Genomic DNA, 17,043 nt, shown 5'->3' with positions numbered 1-17,043 from the left:
GGTGTCGGAGACGATCCTGCTCATTCTCGCGCTGGCGCTGGTGATCGACCGCGTTGTCGGCGATCCGGACTGGCTCTGGGCGCGCATGCCGCATCCGGTCGTGTTTTTCGGCAAGGCCATCGGCTTCTTCGACGCCCGGCTGAACCGGGAGGACCTCGAGGATGGTGCCCGCAAGTTTCGTGGCGTCGTCGCGATCCTGCTGTTGCTTGGCATCAGCGCCTGGTTCGGCCATCTGCTGCATCGCCTGTTCGCCGTCTTCGGACCGCTCGGCTTTCTGCTCGAGGCGGTTGTGGTCGCGGTCTTCCTGGCACAGAAGAGCCTCGCCGATCACGTGCGTCGCGTGGCCGGGGGCTTGCGACAGAACGGGCTGGAAGGCGGACGTGCCGCCGTGTCGATGATCGTTGGTCGCGATCCAAAGACGCTCGACGAGCCGGCGGTCTGCCGTGCCGCGATCGAAAGCCTTGCCGAGAATTTCTCCGACGGCGTCGTGGCGCCGGCCTTCTGGTACGCGGTTGCCGGCCTGCCGGGGCTTCTTGCCTACAAGATGCTGAACACCGCCGATTCGATGATCGGCCACAAGTCGCCGAAATATCTGCACTTCGGCTGGGCCTCGGCCCGACTCGACGATCTCGCCAACCTGCCGGCAGCGAGGCTCTCGATCCTTTTGATCTCAGCCGGTGCGCTGATCCATCGTGGCGTAAGCGCCGCCAAGGATGCGCTGACCGTGGCCCTTCGCGACCATGGCCTGCACCGCTCGCCGAACTCCGGCTGGCCGGAAGCGGCCATGGCCGGCGCGCTCGATCTGCAGCTTGCCGGTCCGCGGATCTATGGCGGGGTCAAGGTCAGCGAACCGATGATCAACGGTCCGGGCCGAGCGGTTGCAACAAGCGAAGACATCGACGCCGGTATTGCTGTATTTTATGGCGCCTGCACGGTCATGGCCGGGTTTGTTCTTGCAATCGCAATGATTTGATCGCGGAAGTTGACCTTCGCATTAAGACTCTGCTTTCCATATGTATTAAGATCGTATCATATTCGATCAGTTATTCTCCTGGAACGTTTGGTTCCACCGGTACGTGTTCGTCTTCCCGGAGAGAGAAGCATGCGCAAAAGCTTTCTGACTGCGCTGATTGCCGCTCTGCTGCAGTTTGCCGTTCAACCCGCGAACGCCGCCAATCTCATTGCCGATATCAGCCTGTCGTCGCAGACGATGACCGTGCGACAATACGGCGTCGTCATGTATCGCTGGAAGGTGTCGACGGCGCGCAAGGGCTATGTGACGCCACGCGGCAGCTGGAGCGCCAAATGGCTCTCTCGCAATCACCGTTCACGCAAATACGACGACGCGCCGATGCCATATGCCGTGTTCTTCAACGGCGGCTACGCCATCCACGCCACCTATGACATCAAACGCCTCGGCCGCCCGGCATCGCACGGCTGCGTGCGGCTGCATCCAAACAACGCGGCGGAGTTTTTTGGGCTGACGCGGGAACATGGGCTGAAGAACACGCGGATCGTAATTACGCGGTGACGCCTGCCTAGCCAGCCCCTCATCCCCCTGCCGGGACCTTCTCTCTGTTTTGAAGAGGAGAAGGGATCCGAGGCACCGTTTCCGCTTCATCTTCGACCGTTTCGTAAGAAGTGAACGGTAGAATGCGCGTCCCCATCTTTAACGTGACTGCTTGGCTTTCCTCGGGGTAAACCCGAGGAGAGGGCAATTCTGTCGGGCACTTGATGAGGCCGCTAAGAGCCGCTGGCGACCGTCAGTCGATGCCTGCCACATGCATCAGCCGGTCGAGGCTCGGCACGGTGACGTGGCGGCTGTTTTCGATGCGGATGACGTTCTCCTTGCGGAGCTTGGTGATCTGGCGGCTGACGGTCTCGATGGTGAGGCCGAGATAGTCGGCGATGTCGGCGCGCGACAGCGGCAGGTCGAACACGTTCGAGGTGCCGTTTTCCGGGTCGATGTGAGTCGCGATGATGTAGAGGAAGCTTGCGACCTTCTCCTGCGCGGTCTTGCGGCCAAGGGTGAGCATCCAGTCGCGCGCTTCGTCCAGTTCCTTCAGCGCCTGCTCGTGCAGCCGGTGTTCCAGCCCGGGAGCCTCGGAGACCAGCCGCTCGATGACGTTGCGCGGGAAACAACAGATGTCGGTGTCGACCGCCGCTTCCGCCGTCAGCGCGCTTTCGCGGGTGAAGGGCCGGCCCATGAAATCAGGGGCGAACTGCAGGCCGACGATCTGCTGGCGGCCATCGGCCAGCACCTTGCTGAGCTTGACGACGCCGGAGATGATATTTGCGTAGCTGTCGGTGGTTTCTCCCTGGCCGATGACCTCGCGGCCGGGCTCGATGCTGCGGCGGGTGGAGTGACGGCTGAGGTCGAGAAGCTGATCCGGAGAGAGCGTACCGCAAACGCCGCCATGGCGCGCCTCGCAGGCGGAGCAGACGGCTGGAACGTCCGAATTATGGATATCCTTGCGGCGATGTTCGTTCACGATCTGCAATTCTTTCTACCTGCATTCCATTGCTCCCTGGATGACCAAAGAGGATGCGGGTCGTTAAATCAAGAGTTGACAGGTGCTAATTCCGAAAGCGCGAAACAATGTCTCATGCTGGCTTGCGCATTGTCAATTTTAACGTGTTAATTCGCCGACTTGATCAAAATCAAAGGCCTCATTGCCGATCCGTCCTAAGCCGTTTTCACGACAGCGGAGAGACTGATGGACGACGCGCTAATCCTCAAGCATGCGAACCCCGTGCCACGCTACACCAGCTACCCGACCGCGCCGCATTTTTCCGAAGCGGTGGGGCCGGTTGACTATCAAAGCTGGCTCGGGGCGATCGGTCCGGATGAGGCGATCTCGCTCTATGCTCACGTGCCCTATTGCGACCGGCTCTGTTGGTTCTGTGCTTGCCATACCAAGCAGACGCTGCGGTATGATCCGGTGGCAACCTACCTCACGGGCCTGCATCGGGAGATTGCAGAGATTGGCGGGCGGGTGAGCCGCGAAGCCAAGGTAACGGCCCTGCATTTCGGCGGCGGCTCGCCGACGCTCGTCAGGCCCGACGACCTGATCGCGCTGAAGCGCGCCTTTACCGATCACTTCACCTTCGCGGCTGATTGCGAGATCAGCGTCGAGATGGATCCGAACGATCTCGACGAAGCGCGCCATGATGCGTTGGCCGAGATCGGTATGACGCGGGCGAGCTTCGGCATCCAGGATTTCGACCCCGTCGTGCAGAAGGCGATCAACCGCATCCAGACCTTCGAGCAGACGCGAGACGCGATCGAGGCGTCACGGGTAAGGGGCGTGCATTCGGTCAATTGCGACGTGCTCTATGGTTTGCCCTATCAAAGCCTCCAGTCGCTTGAGCGCACCATGGAGGCAGTGCTTTCGCTCGACCCCGATCGCGTCGCACTCTTCGGCTACGCCCATGTGCCGTGGATGAAGACGCATCAGAAGATGATCCCGGACGAAAGCCTGCCCGGCATCGTCGAGCGCTTCGCGCAGATGAGCCGCGCGGCCGAAATGCTGGCTGCCGCCGGCTACGAGGCCATCGGTATCGATCATTTTGCGAAGCCCGACGACAGCCTGGCGCGGGCCAGCCGGGAAGGGCGTCTCCGTCGCAATTTCCAGGGCTATACCGACGATGCCGCCGAAACGCTCGTTGGGCTTGGCGCCTCCGCGATCGGCCAGTTTCGTCAAGGTTATGTCCAGAACATGCTGGCGACCGGTGAGTATCTGCGCCATGTGGAAAACACGGGGCTCGCTGCGGTCCGCGGTTATCGCTTCACACCGGACGACACTTTGAGAGCAAAAGTGATTGCCGACGTCATGTGCCGTTTTGCCTTCTCCTTTGCTGAGGTTGAGGAAGCGTTTCCCGGGCTGGCAGGGGCTGTGATCGAGGAGGCACGGCTGTTTCGGGCGCGCGACGTGGATGGGCTGACGACGATCGAAAACGGGGTTTTCCGCCTGACTGAACGCGGCAGGCCCTTTGCCCGCTCGGTTGCAGCCACCTTCGACGCCTATCTCGGCAACGGCCGGGGCCGGCATTCGGTGGCCGTCTGACCCCATGCTCTGTCGCAACACCGTTTTCCAATTCGAAAGCCTTTGCCATCAAGGCCATTGGCTTTTGCGGCGCATTTACCTATAGGATCGCCGAGACTCGACTTAAAATATTAGAGGTATGCGCGTGACAGCTACATTCGACAAGGTTGCCGACATTATCGCGGAAACGAGCGAGATCGATCGCGAGACGATTACGCCGGAAAGCCACACGATCGACGATCTCGGCATCGACAGCCTGGACTTCCTCGACATCGTGTTTGCGATCGACAAGGAATTCGGCATCAAGATTCCGCTCGAGCAGTGGACGCAGGAAGTCAACGAAGGCAAGGTTTCGACCGAAGAATACTTCGTTCTGAAGAACCTCTGCGCCAAGATCGACGAACTGCGGGCTGCCAAGGGCTGATCGGGCTTTCGCCCGAGCCTTGCCACTCGATTTCCAATGCCGCCCGTCGCGCCCCGCGCTTGACAGGCGGCATTGGCGTTTTTACTTGAGCCCGAAACCAACAGGGTGAGCCTCAATGCTCCTTGAATACTTCCAGATGATCGACCGTGTCGAAACGGTCGATCTTTCGGCTGGCCGGCTGACGGCGCGGTCCGTCGTGCCGGAGAAGAGCCCGGTGTTCGAAGGCCATTTCCCAGGCTACCCGCTGGTGCCCGGCGTGCTTCTGATCGAGACCATGGCGCAGGCCTCCGGTTTCCTGGTGCTCGCCGCCACCAATTTCGCCGCCATGCCCTTCCTGATGTCGGTCGACGGCGCCAAGATGCGGACCTTCGTCGAGCCCTCGGCCGAACTCGAGATCGAGGCTTTCCTCGAGCATGAAGGTTCGGGCTTCGCCGTCACCAAGGCGAAGATCACCTCTGGCGGCAAGAAGGTCTGCGATGCCCAGCTGAAACTGAGAACGATGCCGTTCGATCAGGTTCCGCTCGGCGATATCGTGCGCAAGCGGGCTGGAGAAGTGGGTCTGATGGCGGCGCTTTCGGCGGCAGCCGGTTCGGAGAAGTAAGATGAGCAAATCTGCAAACGACGTTGTCATTACCGGCGTCGGTATCGTCACCAGTCAGGGCGTCGGCGTCGAGCCGCATCTGGCGCTGCTTACCGCCGGCACGTCGCCGGCCGTGCGCGTCGAGACCGAAAAGTTCAGCCCCTATCCGGTGCACCCGCTGCCGGAGATCGACTGGTCGCAGCAGATCGCCAAGCGTGGCGACCAGCGGCAGATGGAAAACTGGCAGCGTCTCGGCGTTTTTTCCGCGGGCCTGGCTCTCGATGACGCCGGTCTCAAGGACAATCTCGAAGCCTGCGGCAGCATGGACATGATCGTCGCTGCCGGCGGCGGCGAGCGTGACATCAACGTCGATTCGCTGATCGTCGACGAGGCGCTGAAGCGCAACGACCGCGAACAGCTCCTCAATGAAAAGCTGACGACCGAACTGCGGCCGACGCTGTTCCTGGCCCAGCTTTCGAACCTGCTCGCCGGCAACATCTCGATCGTGCACAAGGTCACCGGTTCGTCGCGCACCTTCATGGGCGAGGAAGCGGCCGGCATCTCGGCGATCGAAACCGCCTTTGCCCGGATCAAGGCCGGCCAGTCGACCCATACGCTCGTCGGCGGCGCGTTTTCGGCCGAGCGCCTGGACATCATGCTGATGATCGAGGCGATCCAGGGCCAGGCGACCGGTGACTGGCACCCGATCTGGTCGCGCAGCCGCGACAACGGCGGCGGCATGATCCCCGGGTCGGTCGGAGCCTTCCTGGTGCTGGAATCACGCGAGTACGCCGAAGCCCGTGGTGCCCGCATCTATGCGACGATCGACGCGATCGGCAGCGACCGCGGCAGCCGCGCTGACGGCAAGCTCGAAGCACGCCTTGCGGACCTGGCGAAACCGGCCGAAAAGCTCGACCCGGCAGGCACCGTGGTCTTTTCCGGCACGTCAGGCTTTCATGATCTCGTCGCCAGCGAAAAGGCGTTCCTGCAGGCCAATCTGGCCGGCGCGCCGGTGCGTGCCTATGGCGGCATCGTCGGGCACAGCATCGAGGCGCAGTTTCCGGCGGGCCTCGCGCTTGCTGCACTCACGCTCGGCCACGGCGCCAAGGTACCGGCCTTCGACGGCAGCTTCGAAAAGCCGATGACGGCGGCTGCCCGGTCGGCGGTCGTGACCACCGTCGGTCATTCACGCGGCGAAGGCGTCGCGGTCCTTTCGGCCGAATAAGAGGAACGATTGATGAGCAACGCTTACAAGGATCATCTCGGTCGTCCGATCGTCGCCGTCACTGGCATGGGCGTCATCACCTCGCTCGGGCAGGGCCTGGAAGACAACTGGTCAGCGCTGACCGGCGGCGTCTCCGGCATCCGCAAGATCACCCGTTTCCCGACGGAGGGTCTCAACACCCGCATCTCCGGCATGGTCGATTTCATCGAGGTGCCGGCGGCCAACTCCGTCGAGCGCTCCTACGCCATGGCGCGCGAGACGACGCTGGAAGCGCTGGCGCAGGCCGGGCTTTCCGGCGACTTCAACGGTCCGCTGTTTCTGGCCGCCCCGCCGATCGAGCCGGAATGGAGCGCGCGCTTCGAGCTTGCCGACCGCTCGCCGCCTTCCGAACAGCCGGGCGATGCGTACAACCGTTTCCTCGCCGCGATGCGCCAGAAGGCCGATCCGGTGTTCCATGAGGCCGTGCTCTTCGGCTCGATCTCCGAGCGCCTTGCCGATCGCTTCGGCACGCGCGGCCTGCCGGTGACGCTCTCGACGGCCTGTGCCTCGGGCGCGACCGCGATCCAGCTCGGCGTCGAGGCGATCCGCCAGGGCCGCACCGATCGTGCGCTGACGGTAGCGACCGATGGTTCGGTCAGCGCCGAAGCACTCATCCGCTTTGCGCTGCTTTCCGCGCTCTCCACCCAGAACGATCCGCCGGAGAAGGCCTCCAAGCCCTTCACAAAGGATCGGGACGGCTTCGTCATCGCCGAAGGCGCTGCGACCCTGGTGCTCGAATCGCTGGAAGCTGCCGTTGCCCGCGGCGCCCGCGTCTACGGCATCCTGAAGGGCTGCGGCGAGAAGGCCGATCTCTTCCATCGCACGCGCTCGTCGCCCGACGGCGGCCCGGCGATTGCGACGATCCGCGCGGCCCTTGCCGACGCCGGCATCGACGAAGGCGGCATCGGCTACATCAACGCGCACGGCACCTCGACGCCCGAGAATGACAAGATGGAATATCTGTCGATGTCTGCCGTCTTCGGTGAGCATCTGCCGTCGATCCCGGTCTCGTCGAACAAGTCGATGATCGGCCACACCCTGACGGCCGCCGGTGCAGTCGAGGCGGTGTTCTCGATCCAGACGATGCTGACGGGCACGCTGCCGCCGACGATCAACTACCAGAACCCCGATCCGGCGATCGTGCTCGACGTGGTGCCGAACGTGAAACGCAGCCAGCAGGTGTCTGCGGTGCTGTCGAACTCCTTCGGTTTCGGCGGCCAGAACGCCAGCCTGGTGATGACGGCCGAGCCGGCTTGAGCCGGACCTGGTGAAACGAAATACCCCCTCTGGCCTGCCGGCCATCTCCCCCAACAAGGGGGAGATCGACGCGCGGCCGGCCGATCGCTCCAATAACAAGGCCCGATTTCGGTGCTTTTCGTGAAGGGCAAAGGGGTGCCACATCCAATCTCCCCCCTTGTGGAGGAGATGCCCGACAGGGCAGAGGGGGGCACGCGCCGCTCTCTGTAGAATGGCGACATGCCCACAAGACGTGTATATGCCGCCTGTCGATCTGAACATTTAAAGGAAGAACCATGCGCGCCCTGCAACTGCTCGATGACCGCAAGCTCGAAATCACCGACATTCCGGAACCGGAAGCACCCGGCCCGGGCGAGGTGACGTTGCGCGTCAAGGCGGTTGCGCTCAACCATATCGACGTCTGGGGCTGGCGCGGCATGGCATTCGCCAAGCGCAAGATGCCGCTCGTCATCGGCGCCGAGGCAGCAGGCGTCGTCGACAGCATCGGTCCCGGTGTTTCAAGCGTGCTTCCGGGCCAGCTCGTCTCGATCTACGGCGCGCGCACCTGCGGCCTCTGCCGTCCGTGCAAGGAAGGCCGCGACAACCTCTGCGAACATGTCGGCGGCGTTCACGGCTTCCACCTCGACGGCTTCGCACAGGAGAAGATCAACCTGCCGGCGCGCCTGCTGGTTCCGGCACCTCCGGGCGTCGACGCGGTTGCCGCAGCCCTTGCTCCGGTCACCTTCGGTACCGTCGAGCACATGCTGTTCGATAACGCCAAGCTTGAGCCCGGCGAAACCATCCTCGTGCATGCTGGCGGTTCCGGCATCGGCTCGGCGGCAATCCAGCTTGCCAAGAAGATCGGCTGCACCGTGATCACCACCGTCGGCTCCGACGACAAGATCGAGAAGGCCAAGGCGCTCGGCGCCGATCACGTCATCAACTATCGCACCGACCGCTTCGAGGGCGTGGTGCGCAAGCTTACCAAGAAGAAGGGCGTCGACGTCGTGTTCGAACACGTCGGCAAGGACACCTGGGCGGGCTCGATGCTCTGCATGAAGCGCGGCGGCCGTCTCGTTACCTGCGGCTCCACCTCGGGCGTGTCCACCGACATGAACCTGATGATGCTGTTCCAGCAGCAGCTGAAGCTGCTCGGCTCCTTCGGCTGCCGCATGGAAAACATGGCGAACGCCATGCAGAAGATGGCGCGCGGCCTCGTACATCCGGTCATCGACACCGAAATCGGCCTCGACGAGATCGACCGCGCGCTGGAGCGCATGGAATCGCGCCAGATCTTCGGCAAGATCATCCTGAAGATGGATTGATCGACGTGCGCATGCTGATCACACGGCTGGTGCTGGCGGCGGATCGTTTCCGCCAGTGGCTGATTGCGCAGTTCGTGTTTCTGCTTCTGACGATCCTGAAGATGTTTCCCGCTGACGGCGCGATCAACTTCATGGATCGCGCCCTGCGGTTCATCGGCCCGAAGACCAGCCGTCAGAAGCTGACGCTGACGAACCTGCGCAACGCATTCCCGGAAAAGAGCGAAGCGGAAATCGAGCAGATCGCGCTCGAAAGTTGGGGCAACATGGGCCGCATGGCGGCCGAATACGTGTTCCTCGACCGTCTCTTCGATTTCGACCCGGAGCGCACGACGCCCGGGCGCATCGAAGTCTCGGGCATTCCCTTGTTCCTCGAGCTTCGCGACAATCCGCGCCCCTTCATCGTCTTTACCGCGCATAGCGGCAATTTCGAAATGCTGCCGGTCGCCGGCTCAGCCTTCGGGCTCGACGTGACGGTGCTGTTCCGGCCGCCGAACAACCCATACGTGGCCGAAAAGGTCTTCAACTTCCGCGCAGAACGCATGGGCAAGCTCGTGCCGTCGCATGCGGGCTCGTCCTTTGCGCTCGCCCGCCAGCTGGAGCGCGGCCAGGGCGTCGGGGTTCTCGTCGACCAGAAGTTCCGCAAGGGTCTAAAGACCAAGTTCTTCGGCCAGGACGTGCAGACCAACCCGCTGCTCGCCAAGCTCGTCCGCCAGTTCAACTGCGAGGTCTATCCAGCCCGCTGCATCCGCTTGCCGGGTGGCCGTTTCCGCCTGGAGATCGAACCGGCGATCGCCATCCCACGCAAGGCCGACGGCAGCGTCGACGTGACCGCTACGGCGCAGGTTCTGAACGACAAGGTGGAAAGCTGGGTGAGGGAATATCCCGGCCAATGGCTCTGGTATCACGACCGCTGGCACATCAAGCGCTACCTGAAAGACTGATTCTCCTTCGCCCGCGACCCCAGCCAGATTGCGTCTTGCGCAAGCAGGCTTGATCTTCCTGCAAGCCCGGCAACCCATGTGCCGGGCTTTGCGTTTTGCCAAGTACGCGGGAGTATCGGCACCGATCTTCCCTCGAAAACGTGCGTAAACGTTAAGTTTTTCTTTCTGCTGTTGAACGCTATCGCAATGAGTGTAAACTTATGCCTGTCGCGTGAGAAAATGCCTGCAAGCGCTTTGGATGACCCGAGCAGTGCGGTTTTACGCGGAAGTGGTGGGGGAAACGTCAAGAACCAGATCAGTGTCCTGAGCATCTACGCCTGTTTTGTAAGTGCATCGAAGCGGTTTTGCCGTGGGGGAATTGGGGTTTCGAATTGAACGCACTGATTGAGCTGTTCTGGTTCAAATATTCGCAGCTGCAGTATGCCGTTCGTACGGCAGACGAGCATTTGATCAGCATTCTGGATCGCGAATTGGATCCGATCTTGAGATCCGTCTACGACGAGAAGGCGGTGAGCGTCGAAGATGCCCGGCTTCAGTTCCAGTTCCTGATCGACATTCTGCGCGTCGAAGCCGACGACATTTCCTGCGTGTTGCGCCATTCGCAGTTGTTGCAATCGCTGATCAATCGCTACTTCGCGGCGACCGGTGCGGAGAACCTCGCCGACCTGCAACTGGAGCGCCTGCCGGCGCAGCCGAACAAGGGCAGGGCGGACGAAGGATTGCTCAACGAGGCGATCCTCGACAGCTTCCCGGACCGGCTTGCGGTGATCACGCCCGACTACCGCTATCTTTACACCAATCCGCGCAATGCCGAGCATCTGGAAAGCCGCCCGATGGACCTGATCGGCCGGCATATCGTCGAGTTCATCGGCATCCAGCGGTTCGAGCTTCGGGTGAAATCCTATCTCGACCGGTGTTTCGCCGGCGAGGTGGTGGACTACACCTTCGCCAAGACGGTCGACGCGCGCACGGTCGTCGTGCGCTGCCGGCTGACGCCGTGCATGTCGAGCACCGGCAAGCTCATCGGCGCTATTCTAGTGATCCAGGAACATGCCGACCGCCGCCGCGCGATCGCGGCCTGAGGCGCCGGTTCCGGCGGTATCAATCGAAAATGCATGAGGGGATGCGCGGCCGGATAACGGCCGCCTGACGTGTCCGTTTTGCGGCGCGCTGCCCCCAAAGGCCGGTTTATCCGACCGGCGCGGTGATGCTGCGCAGACATTCCTGCTCGAAGCCGACGTGCCGCCTGAGGCTCGTGAAGAAGCCGCGCAGCATGTAGCCGGCGGTCTCGGCATTGACCGTCTGGTCGGCAGCGCCGAGGCGCTCCAGCATTTCGGTCAGCTCCTCGGCGAAGCACTCGTCTTCGCAGTGTTCGTATTTCAGCCGCTCCAGCGTCGCGCGGAGCGTCGGATCGCCGCGGTAGGTGCGCTCGATCCAGGAGAAGACGAGGTTTTCTTCGCCCGAATGCATCTCGCGGATCAGCGGCTCCAGCACCTTTGCGGCATAGAGGCATTTCTGCCGGTCGATTTCCGCAGGCAGGCTGTCGGCGATTTCCTCCAGGCAATTGCAGAGCGCAAGCTGCTCCTCGTGGGCGCGGGCAAGCCAGGCAAACGGCTCGGCCACGGGCTCTCGCCGGGGGGCCGGGTCCAGCCGGCTGCGGATTCGTCCGTCTTCAAAAGTCTTTTTCATCGGCTTCAGACGCCAGCTCCCACGGCGCTCCCTATTGTTTGCCGAGGATGATCCAAACGAGGTGACAAAGCCTTGATCTGAATCAAGGCCGGGCTGCCCCGATTCTGACACTTTCGGGCAAGCTGCGGTGACACCCCTCGTTTCGGGGTGTTGTCGCGTGCGTTCGGATAAAGTTGGGGACCCAACCATGAAATACACATTCGAGATGATCCTGCTCGGGGTCGGTGCATTCCTGGCGCTTGTCGGCGCCGGGTTTGCCCAGGACCGGCACTTCGAAGCCCATATGTGGGTGCTGTTCTTCACGCTTCTTGCTGGCACCATCCTCCTGATGCGCCGCATCGAGTTCAGCCCGGCTTCCGCGGGCAGGGCGTCACCGCCGCCACCCCAGTCGGAGTATTTTGACGAGGTGGTCAAGTACGGCGTGATCGCCACCGTCTTTTGGGGCGTCGTCGGCTTTCTCGTCGGTGTCGTGGTTGCACTCCAGCTTGCCTTCCCGGACCTCAACATCGAGCCCTGGTTCAACTTCGGCCGCATGCGGCCGTTGCACACCTCGGCGGTCATCTTCGCCTTCGGCGGCAACGCGCTGATCGCAACGTCCTTCTACATCGTCCAGCGCACCAGCCGTGCCCGCCTCTTCGGCGGCAATCTCGGCTGGTTCGTGTTCTGGGGCTACCAGCTCTTCATCATCATGGCCGCCACCGGCTATCTGCTGGGCATCACCCAGTCGAAGGAATATGCGGAGCCGGAATGGTATGTGGACCTGTGGCTGACGATCGTCTGGGTCGCCTATCTCGCCGTCTTTCTCGGCACGCTGCTGACGCGCAAGGAGCCGCATATCTATGTGGCCAACTGGTTCTACCTCGCCTTCATCGTCACGATCGCGATGCTGCACATCGTCAACAACCTGGCGGTTCCGGTCTCCTTCCTCGGCTCCAAGAGCTACTCGGCCTTTGCCGGGGTGCAGGATGCGCTGACGCAATGGTGGTACGGGCATAATGCCGTCGGCTTCTTCCTGACGGCCGGCTTCCTCGGCATGATGTATTACTTCATCCCGAAGCAGGCCAATCGCCCTGTTTACTCCTACCGCCTGTCGATCATCCACTTCTGGTCGCTGATCTTCATGTACATCTGGGCAGGCCCGCACCACCTCCACTACACCGCGCTGCCCGACTGGGCGCAGACGCTCGGCATGGTGTTCTCGGTCATGCTCTGGATGCCCTCCTGGGGCGGCATGATCAACGGCCTGATGACGCTTTCGGGCGCCTGGGACAAGATCCGTACCGACCCGATCATCCGCATGATGGTCATGGCAGTTGCCTTCTACGGCATGGCGACCTTCGAAGGTCCGATGATGTCGATCAAGACGGTCAACTCGCTCAGCCACTACACCGACTGGACCATCGGCCACGTGCATTCCGGCGCGCTCGGCTGGAACGGCCTCATCACCTTCGGCGCGATCTACTATCTCGTTCCGAAGCTGTGGAACCGCGAGCGCCTCTACAGTGTGCGCATGGTCAACTGGCACTTCTGGCTCGCCACGCTCGGCATCGTCGTCTACGCGGCGGTCATGTGGGTTGCCGGCATCCAGCAGGGCCTGATGTGGCGCGAGTACGACGACCAGGGCTTCCTCGTCTATTCCTTCGCGGAATCGGTCGCGGCCATGGTTCCCTACTACGTGCTGCGTGCCCTTGGCGGCGCACTCTTCCTCGCCGGAGCTCTGCTCATGGCCTTCAACGTAACCATGACCATCCTCGGCCGCGTGCGCGATGAAGCCCCGATCTTCGGTGCGACGCCCGCGCTCAAGGCTGCGGAATAGGAGGGCATAGAGAATGTCCATTCTCGACAAACACGCGACGCTCGAACGCAACGCGACCCTGCTGCTCGTCGGCTCGCTGCTCGTCGTCTCCGTCGGCGGCATCGTGGAAATCGCGCCGCTCTTCTACCTCGAAAACACCATCGAGAAGGTGGAGGGCATGCGTCCCTATTCGCCGCTGGAGCTTGCCGGCCGCGACATCTATGTGCGTGAAGGCTGCTATGTCTGTCACAGCCAGATGATCCGCCCGTTCCGCGACGAAGTGGAGCGCTACGGTCACTACTCGCTGGCGGCGGAATCCATGTACGACCATCCGTTCCAGTGGGGCTCCAAGCGCACTGGGCCGGACCTGGCGCGCGTCGGCGACCGCTACTCCAACGAGTGGCACGTGCAGCACATGATCGAGCCGCGCTCGGTGGTGCCGGAATCGGTGATGCCGAGCTACGCCTTCCTCAAGGCGACGCCGCTCGATGTGAACAACATCGCCGCGAACCTCAAGGCCAACAAGGCGGTCGGCGTGCCCTACACGGACGAGATGATCGACAACGCGCTTGCCGACATCAAGGCGCAGGCAGATCCGAACGCCGACACGTCCGGCGTCGAGGGCCGCTATCCGAAGGCCAAGCTCGGCGACTTCGACGGCGATCCGCAGAAGCTGACGGAGATGGACGCGCTCATCGCTTATCTGCAGATGCTCGGCACGCTGGTCGACTTCTCCACCTACGACGACACCACCGGCTATCGCTAAGGAGACCGCACCATGGAAACCTACACGGCCATGCGCCAGTTCGCCGATAGCTGGGCGCTCCTTGCCATGACGCTCTTTTTCCTGGGCGTCGTCGCCTTCATCTTCCGGCCCGGCGCCAAGAAGGCCGCCGATGATGCCGCAGCCATCCCCCTGAAGGAGGATTAATAGAATGGCGGACAAACACGTCGACGAAATCAGCGGCGTCGAGACCACCGGCCACGAATGGGACGGTATCCGCGAGCTTAACAACCCGATGCCGCGCTGGTGGGTCTATACCTTCTACGCGACCATCGTCTGGGCGGTGGGCTACATGATCGTCTATCCGGCCGTGCCGCTTCTGACCGACGCCACCAAGGGCGTGCTCGGCTATTCGAGCCGCGCCGAGGTGAGTGCGGAGCTTGCCAGCGCCAAGGCGGCGCAGGCAGGCAACCTCGAGAAGATCGCGTCGAGCTCGCTCGCCGACATCATGGCCGATCCGCAGCTGCAGCACTTCGCCGTTTCCGGCGGTGCCTCGGCCTTCAAGGTCAACTGCGCCCAGTGCCACGGCTCGGGTGCGGCCGGTTCTGCCGGCTTCCCGAACCTGAACGACGACGACTGGCTCTGGGGCGGCAAGCCCGAAGAGATCTACCAGACGATCGCCCACGGCATCCGCTATAACGGCGACGACGACACCCGTGTCTCGGAAATGCCGTCCTTCGCGGAAATCCTGCAGCCGGAAGAGATCAAGCAGACGGCGGCCTATGTCGTCAGCCTCACCGGCACGCCGTCGGATGCCTCCATGGTAGAGCCGGGCAAGGCGCTGTTTGAGGCAAACTGCGCCTCCTGCCACGGTGCCGACGCCAAGGGCAACCGCGAGTTCGGCGCGCCCAACCTTGCCGATGCGCTGTGGCTCAACGGCTCGAGCGAACAGGCGATCGTCGCCCAGATGAAGGCGCCCAAGCACGGCGTCATGCCCGCCTGGCTGCCGCGCCTCGGCGACACCACCGTCAAGCAGCTCGCCATCTTCGTGCATTCGCTGGGTGGCGGCGAATAAGAGGAACGAGGGGCTTGCGGACCTGCCACTCATCCGTAGGTGATGGTGGCGCCCCTCATTCGCCTGCTGGCCCTTCTCCCCGCCAGGCGGGGAGAAGGGCGCAAGCCGCGCTAGCCTCGCCAGGTTAAAAGTATGGTTGGCGATGGAGCCGCCCATCACGTTCTTGAGTGGGCTACCGCTCAGACTTTTCAGGCTTGATGCCGGGCGGGTGACCCCAGCGTTCCTCTCCCCGCCAGGCGGGGAGAGATGTCCGGCAGGACAGTGAGGGGCAGCTCTCATCCATCCAGTCGAAAAGGCCGCGCCAAAGGGCGCGGCCTTTTTCATCTGGAGACGTTTCGTCATTGAGGGGAAATGTCAATGAATTGGCCGACGTGTCCACTCAAGATCTCGCCTTTTCGCCGACACGCCTTCGCAACGAAACCACGGCCAGCGTCGCCATGATCGCGATGGCGACGGCGCAAACGGCGGCGGCTGCGTTGAAGCCGGTCATGAAGGCGGCCTGGGCTTGCTCCAGCATGCCCGCCGGTAGCTCGGTCGCGACGGATACGGCGCCGGCGAGGCTGTCCGACAGCCTGTCGCCGATCTCGCCGGGGATCAGCGTCTGGCCGGCCATTTCGATGCGGTAGACGGCGGTGGTCAGGCTGCCGAGCGTGGCGATGCCGACGGCAAGGCCGAGTTCCTGCACCACTTCGGAGAGGGCCGAGGCCGAACCGGCCTTTTCGGCGGGCGCTGCACTGACGACGAGATCGGTGCCAAGCGCGGCAATGGTTCCAAGGCCGAGATAGACGAGCGCAAATGCGGCGGTTACCAGCCCGACCCCGTATGGCGTATGGCCGAGCTGGGCGAGCAGGAGGTAGCCGACCACGGAGAGCGCCAGCGCCGCTGCGATCACGGGGCCGGGGCCGAAGCGCCTGGCGATGAGCGGTGCGGTGATGCCGGCCAAAAGCATGGCGAGCGCCGAGGGGCCCATTCTCAGGCCCGCCGACAGCGGAGAAAGCCCGACGACGAGCTGCAGATACTGGGTGACGAGCAGCATCGTGCCGCCGACAGCCGTCAGGCCGATCAGGAGGATCAACAGCGCGGTGCGGAAGGCGCGGTCGGAGAAGAGCTCGAGGTCGATCAGCGGGCTTCGAAGCCGGCGTTGTCGCCGGATGAAGAGGAGCGTGGCGACGAGGCCGACGGTCAGGCCGAGCGTGGCGCCGAGCCCAAGGCCATCCTTGGCGACCTGCTTGATGCCGTAGACGATAGGCAGCAGCCCCGCCAGCGACAGCGCCACACTGGCCATGTCCAGGCGGTCCGATTGCGGGGCACGATATTCCGGCAGCAGAAACGGCGCGACGATGAGCAGCAGCCCGACGATCGGCAGTGCGACGAGGAAGGCAGCCCCCCACCAGTAACGTTCGAGCAGGATGCCGCCGACGATCGGCCCCGCGGCCATGCCGAGCGCGAACATGGTCGCCCAGACGCCGATCGCAAGCGCGCGCTGGTGCGGGTTCAGGAACATGTTGCTGATCAGCGCCAGGGTCGGCGGCATCAGCGTTGCGCCGGCAACGCCGAGTGCCGCGCGTGCAGTGATCAGCATGGTGGCGCTGGTGGAATAGGCCGAAAGCACCGAGGCGACGCCGAAGGCGGCCGCGCCCAGCATCAAGAGCTTGCGGCGACCGATGCGGTCGCCGAGCGTTCCCATCGTGATCAGAAAGCCGGCGATCATGAAGCCGTAGGCATCGACGATCCAGAGCGCCTGGGTGCTGGTGGGCTTCAGATCCGCCGCGAGCGCCGGCAAAGCGAGATGCAGCAGCGTCAGGTCGAGCCCGAGCAGGATGGTGGGGAGCGCGAGCAGGGCGAGCCCGGCCCATTCTCGCAGGCCCGCGCGCGTTTCACCGGGATCGGCATGGTCGGTGAGGTGGGATGGTCGGTCGCTGAGAATTGTCAAAAGTGGCCTCC

At 63.1% G+C, this 17,043-nt stretch carries 17 protein-coding genes; 14 read left to right on the top strand and 3 right to left on the bottom strand.

Annotated features, from left to right (window positions below; all coding sequences use genetic code 11):
- The first annotated feature begins 1 nt into the window (after position 1).
- Entirely contained in the window at positions 2 to 973 is a 972-nt protein-coding gene (gene cbiB, locus IB277_RS08710; protein ID WP_090293989.1) for an adenosylcobinamide-phosphate synthase CbiB, read from the top strand.
- Positions 974 to 1,102: 129 nt separating this feature from the next.
- Positions 1,103 to 1,531, top strand: coding sequence for a L,D-transpeptidase (locus tag IB277_RS08705; RefSeq protein ID WP_192370944.1), 429 nt, complete (start codon positions 1,103 to 1,105; stop codon positions 1,529 to 1,531).
- Between the two features lie 232 nt (positions 1,532 to 1,763).
- On the opposite strand, the gene IB277_RS08700 is transcribed toward IB277_RS08705, so the two are convergent.
- Positions 1,764 to 2,501 carry a Crp/Fnr family transcriptional regulator gene (locus IB277_RS08700; protein WP_051659129.1) on the bottom strand — a complete coding sequence of 246 codons (738 nt, stop codon included), beginning with the start codon at positions 2,499 to 2,501 and terminating at the stop codon, positions 1,764 to 1,766.
- A gap of 216 nt (positions 2,502 to 2,717) precedes the next feature.
- Here IB277_RS08700 and hemN point away from each other — a divergent pair, with 216 nt between their 5' ends.
- From hemN to IB277_RS08660, 8 genes are all read left to right on the top strand, one after another.
- Positions 2,718 to 4,067, top strand: a complete 1,350-nt coding sequence (hemN, locus tag IB277_RS08695; protein WP_110818607.1) for an oxygen-independent coproporphyrinogen III oxidase — start codon at positions 2,718 to 2,720, stop codon at positions 4,065 to 4,067.
- A gap of 118 nt (positions 4,068 to 4,185) precedes the next feature.
- Positions 4,186 to 4,470, top strand: coding sequence for an acyl carrier protein (locus IB277_RS08690; protein WP_089044188.1), 285 nt, complete (start codon positions 4,186 to 4,188; stop codon positions 4,468 to 4,470).
- 115 nt (positions 4,471 to 4,585) lie between these two features.
- Positions 4,586 to 5,071 carry a 3-hydroxyacyl-ACP dehydratase FabZ family protein gene (locus IB277_RS08685; protein ID WP_034788315.1) on the top strand — a complete coding sequence of 162 codons (486 nt, stop codon included), beginning with the start codon at positions 4,586 to 4,588 and terminating at the stop codon, positions 5,069 to 5,071.
- A gap of 1 nt (position 5,072) precedes the next feature.
- Positions 5,073 to 6,275, top strand: coding sequence for a beta-ketoacyl-ACP synthase (locus tag IB277_RS08680; protein ID WP_034788318.1), 1,203 nt, complete (start codon positions 5,073 to 5,075; stop codon positions 6,273 to 6,275).
- A gap of 12 nt (positions 6,276 to 6,287) precedes the next feature.
- Positions 6,288 to 7,571, top strand: coding sequence for a beta-ketoacyl-ACP synthase (locus IB277_RS08675; RefSeq protein ID WP_060520623.1), 1,284 nt, complete (start codon positions 6,288 to 6,290; stop codon positions 7,569 to 7,571).
- Positions 7,572 to 7,846: 275 nt separating this feature from the next.
- The gene (locus tag IB277_RS08670; protein ID WP_034788322.1) at positions 7,847 to 8,875 is read left to right on the top strand and encodes a zinc-binding dehydrogenase; all 1,029 of its coding nucleotides are present in this window, start codon (positions 7,847 to 7,849) and stop codon (positions 8,873 to 8,875) included.
- 11 nt (positions 8,876 to 8,886) lie between these two features.
- A complete protein-coding gene (locus IB277_RS08665) occupies positions 8,887 to 9,816 on the top strand; it encodes a lipid A biosynthesis lauroyl acyltransferase (protein ID WP_034788563.1) in 930 nt (309 codons plus the stop codon).
- 371 nt (positions 9,817 to 10,187) lie between these two features.
- On the top strand, positions 10,188 to 10,898 hold the full coding sequence (locus IB277_RS08660; protein ID WP_034788334.1) for a PAS domain-containing protein: 711 nt from the start codon (positions 10,188 to 10,190) through the stop codon (positions 10,896 to 10,898).
- Positions 10,899 to 11,004: 106 nt separating this feature from the next.
- Here IB277_RS08660 and IB277_RS08655 read toward each other — a convergent pair whose 3' ends face one another.
- Positions 11,005 to 11,439 carry a hemerythrin domain-containing protein gene (locus IB277_RS08655; RefSeq protein ID WP_348646587.1) on the bottom strand — a complete coding sequence of 145 codons (435 nt, stop codon included), beginning with the start codon at positions 11,437 to 11,439 and terminating at the stop codon, positions 11,005 to 11,007.
- Between the two features lie 253 nt (positions 11,440 to 11,692).
- Here IB277_RS08655 and ccoN point away from each other — a divergent pair, with 253 nt between their 5' ends.
- From ccoN to ccoP, 4 genes are read left to right on the top strand one after another with little or no spacing between them, the layout of a single operon-like run.
- Positions 11,693 to 13,321 (top strand): cytochrome-c oxidase, cbb3-type subunit I, encoded by a 1,629-nt coding sequence (ccoN, locus tag IB277_RS08650; RefSeq protein WP_034788365.1) that lies wholly within the window; start codon positions 11,693 to 11,695, stop codon positions 13,319 to 13,321.
- 13 nt (positions 13,322 to 13,334) lie between these two features.
- Positions 13,335 to 14,066, top strand: a complete 732-nt coding sequence (ccoO, locus tag IB277_RS08645) for a cytochrome-c oxidase, cbb3-type subunit II (RefSeq protein WP_034788367.1) — start codon at positions 13,335 to 13,337, stop codon at positions 14,064 to 14,066.
- A 12-nt stretch (positions 14,067 to 14,078) separates the two neighbouring features.
- Complete coding sequence (locus IB277_RS08640; protein ID WP_034788377.1) at positions 14,079 to 14,231, top strand: CcoQ/FixQ family Cbb3-type cytochrome c oxidase assembly chaperone; 153 nt, start codon at positions 14,079 to 14,081, stop codon at positions 14,229 to 14,231.
- Positions 14,232 to 14,235: 4 nt separating this feature from the next.
- Positions 14,236 to 15,099: a cytochrome-c oxidase, cbb3-type subunit III gene (ccoP, locus tag IB277_RS08635; protein WP_060520625.1), complete on the top strand. Its 864-nt coding sequence runs from the start codon at positions 14,236 to 14,238 to the stop codon at positions 15,097 to 15,099.
- A 379-nt stretch (positions 15,100 to 15,478) separates the two neighbouring features.
- On the opposite strand, the gene IB277_RS08630 is transcribed toward ccoP, so the two are convergent.
- Positions 15,479 to 17,032 carry an MFS transporter gene (locus IB277_RS08630; RefSeq protein WP_112976543.1) on the bottom strand — a complete coding sequence of 518 codons (1,554 nt, stop codon included), beginning with the start codon at positions 17,030 to 17,032 and terminating at the stop codon, positions 15,479 to 15,481.
- Positions 17,033 to 17,043: the final 11 nt, after the last annotated feature.

This window comes from Ensifer sp. ENS07, assembly GCF_014852185.1.
Lineage (GTDB): Bacteria > Pseudomonadota > Alphaproteobacteria > Rhizobiales > Rhizobiaceae > Ensifer > Ensifer adhaerens.
This window is presented reverse-complemented; position numbering and strand designations above follow the sequence as displayed.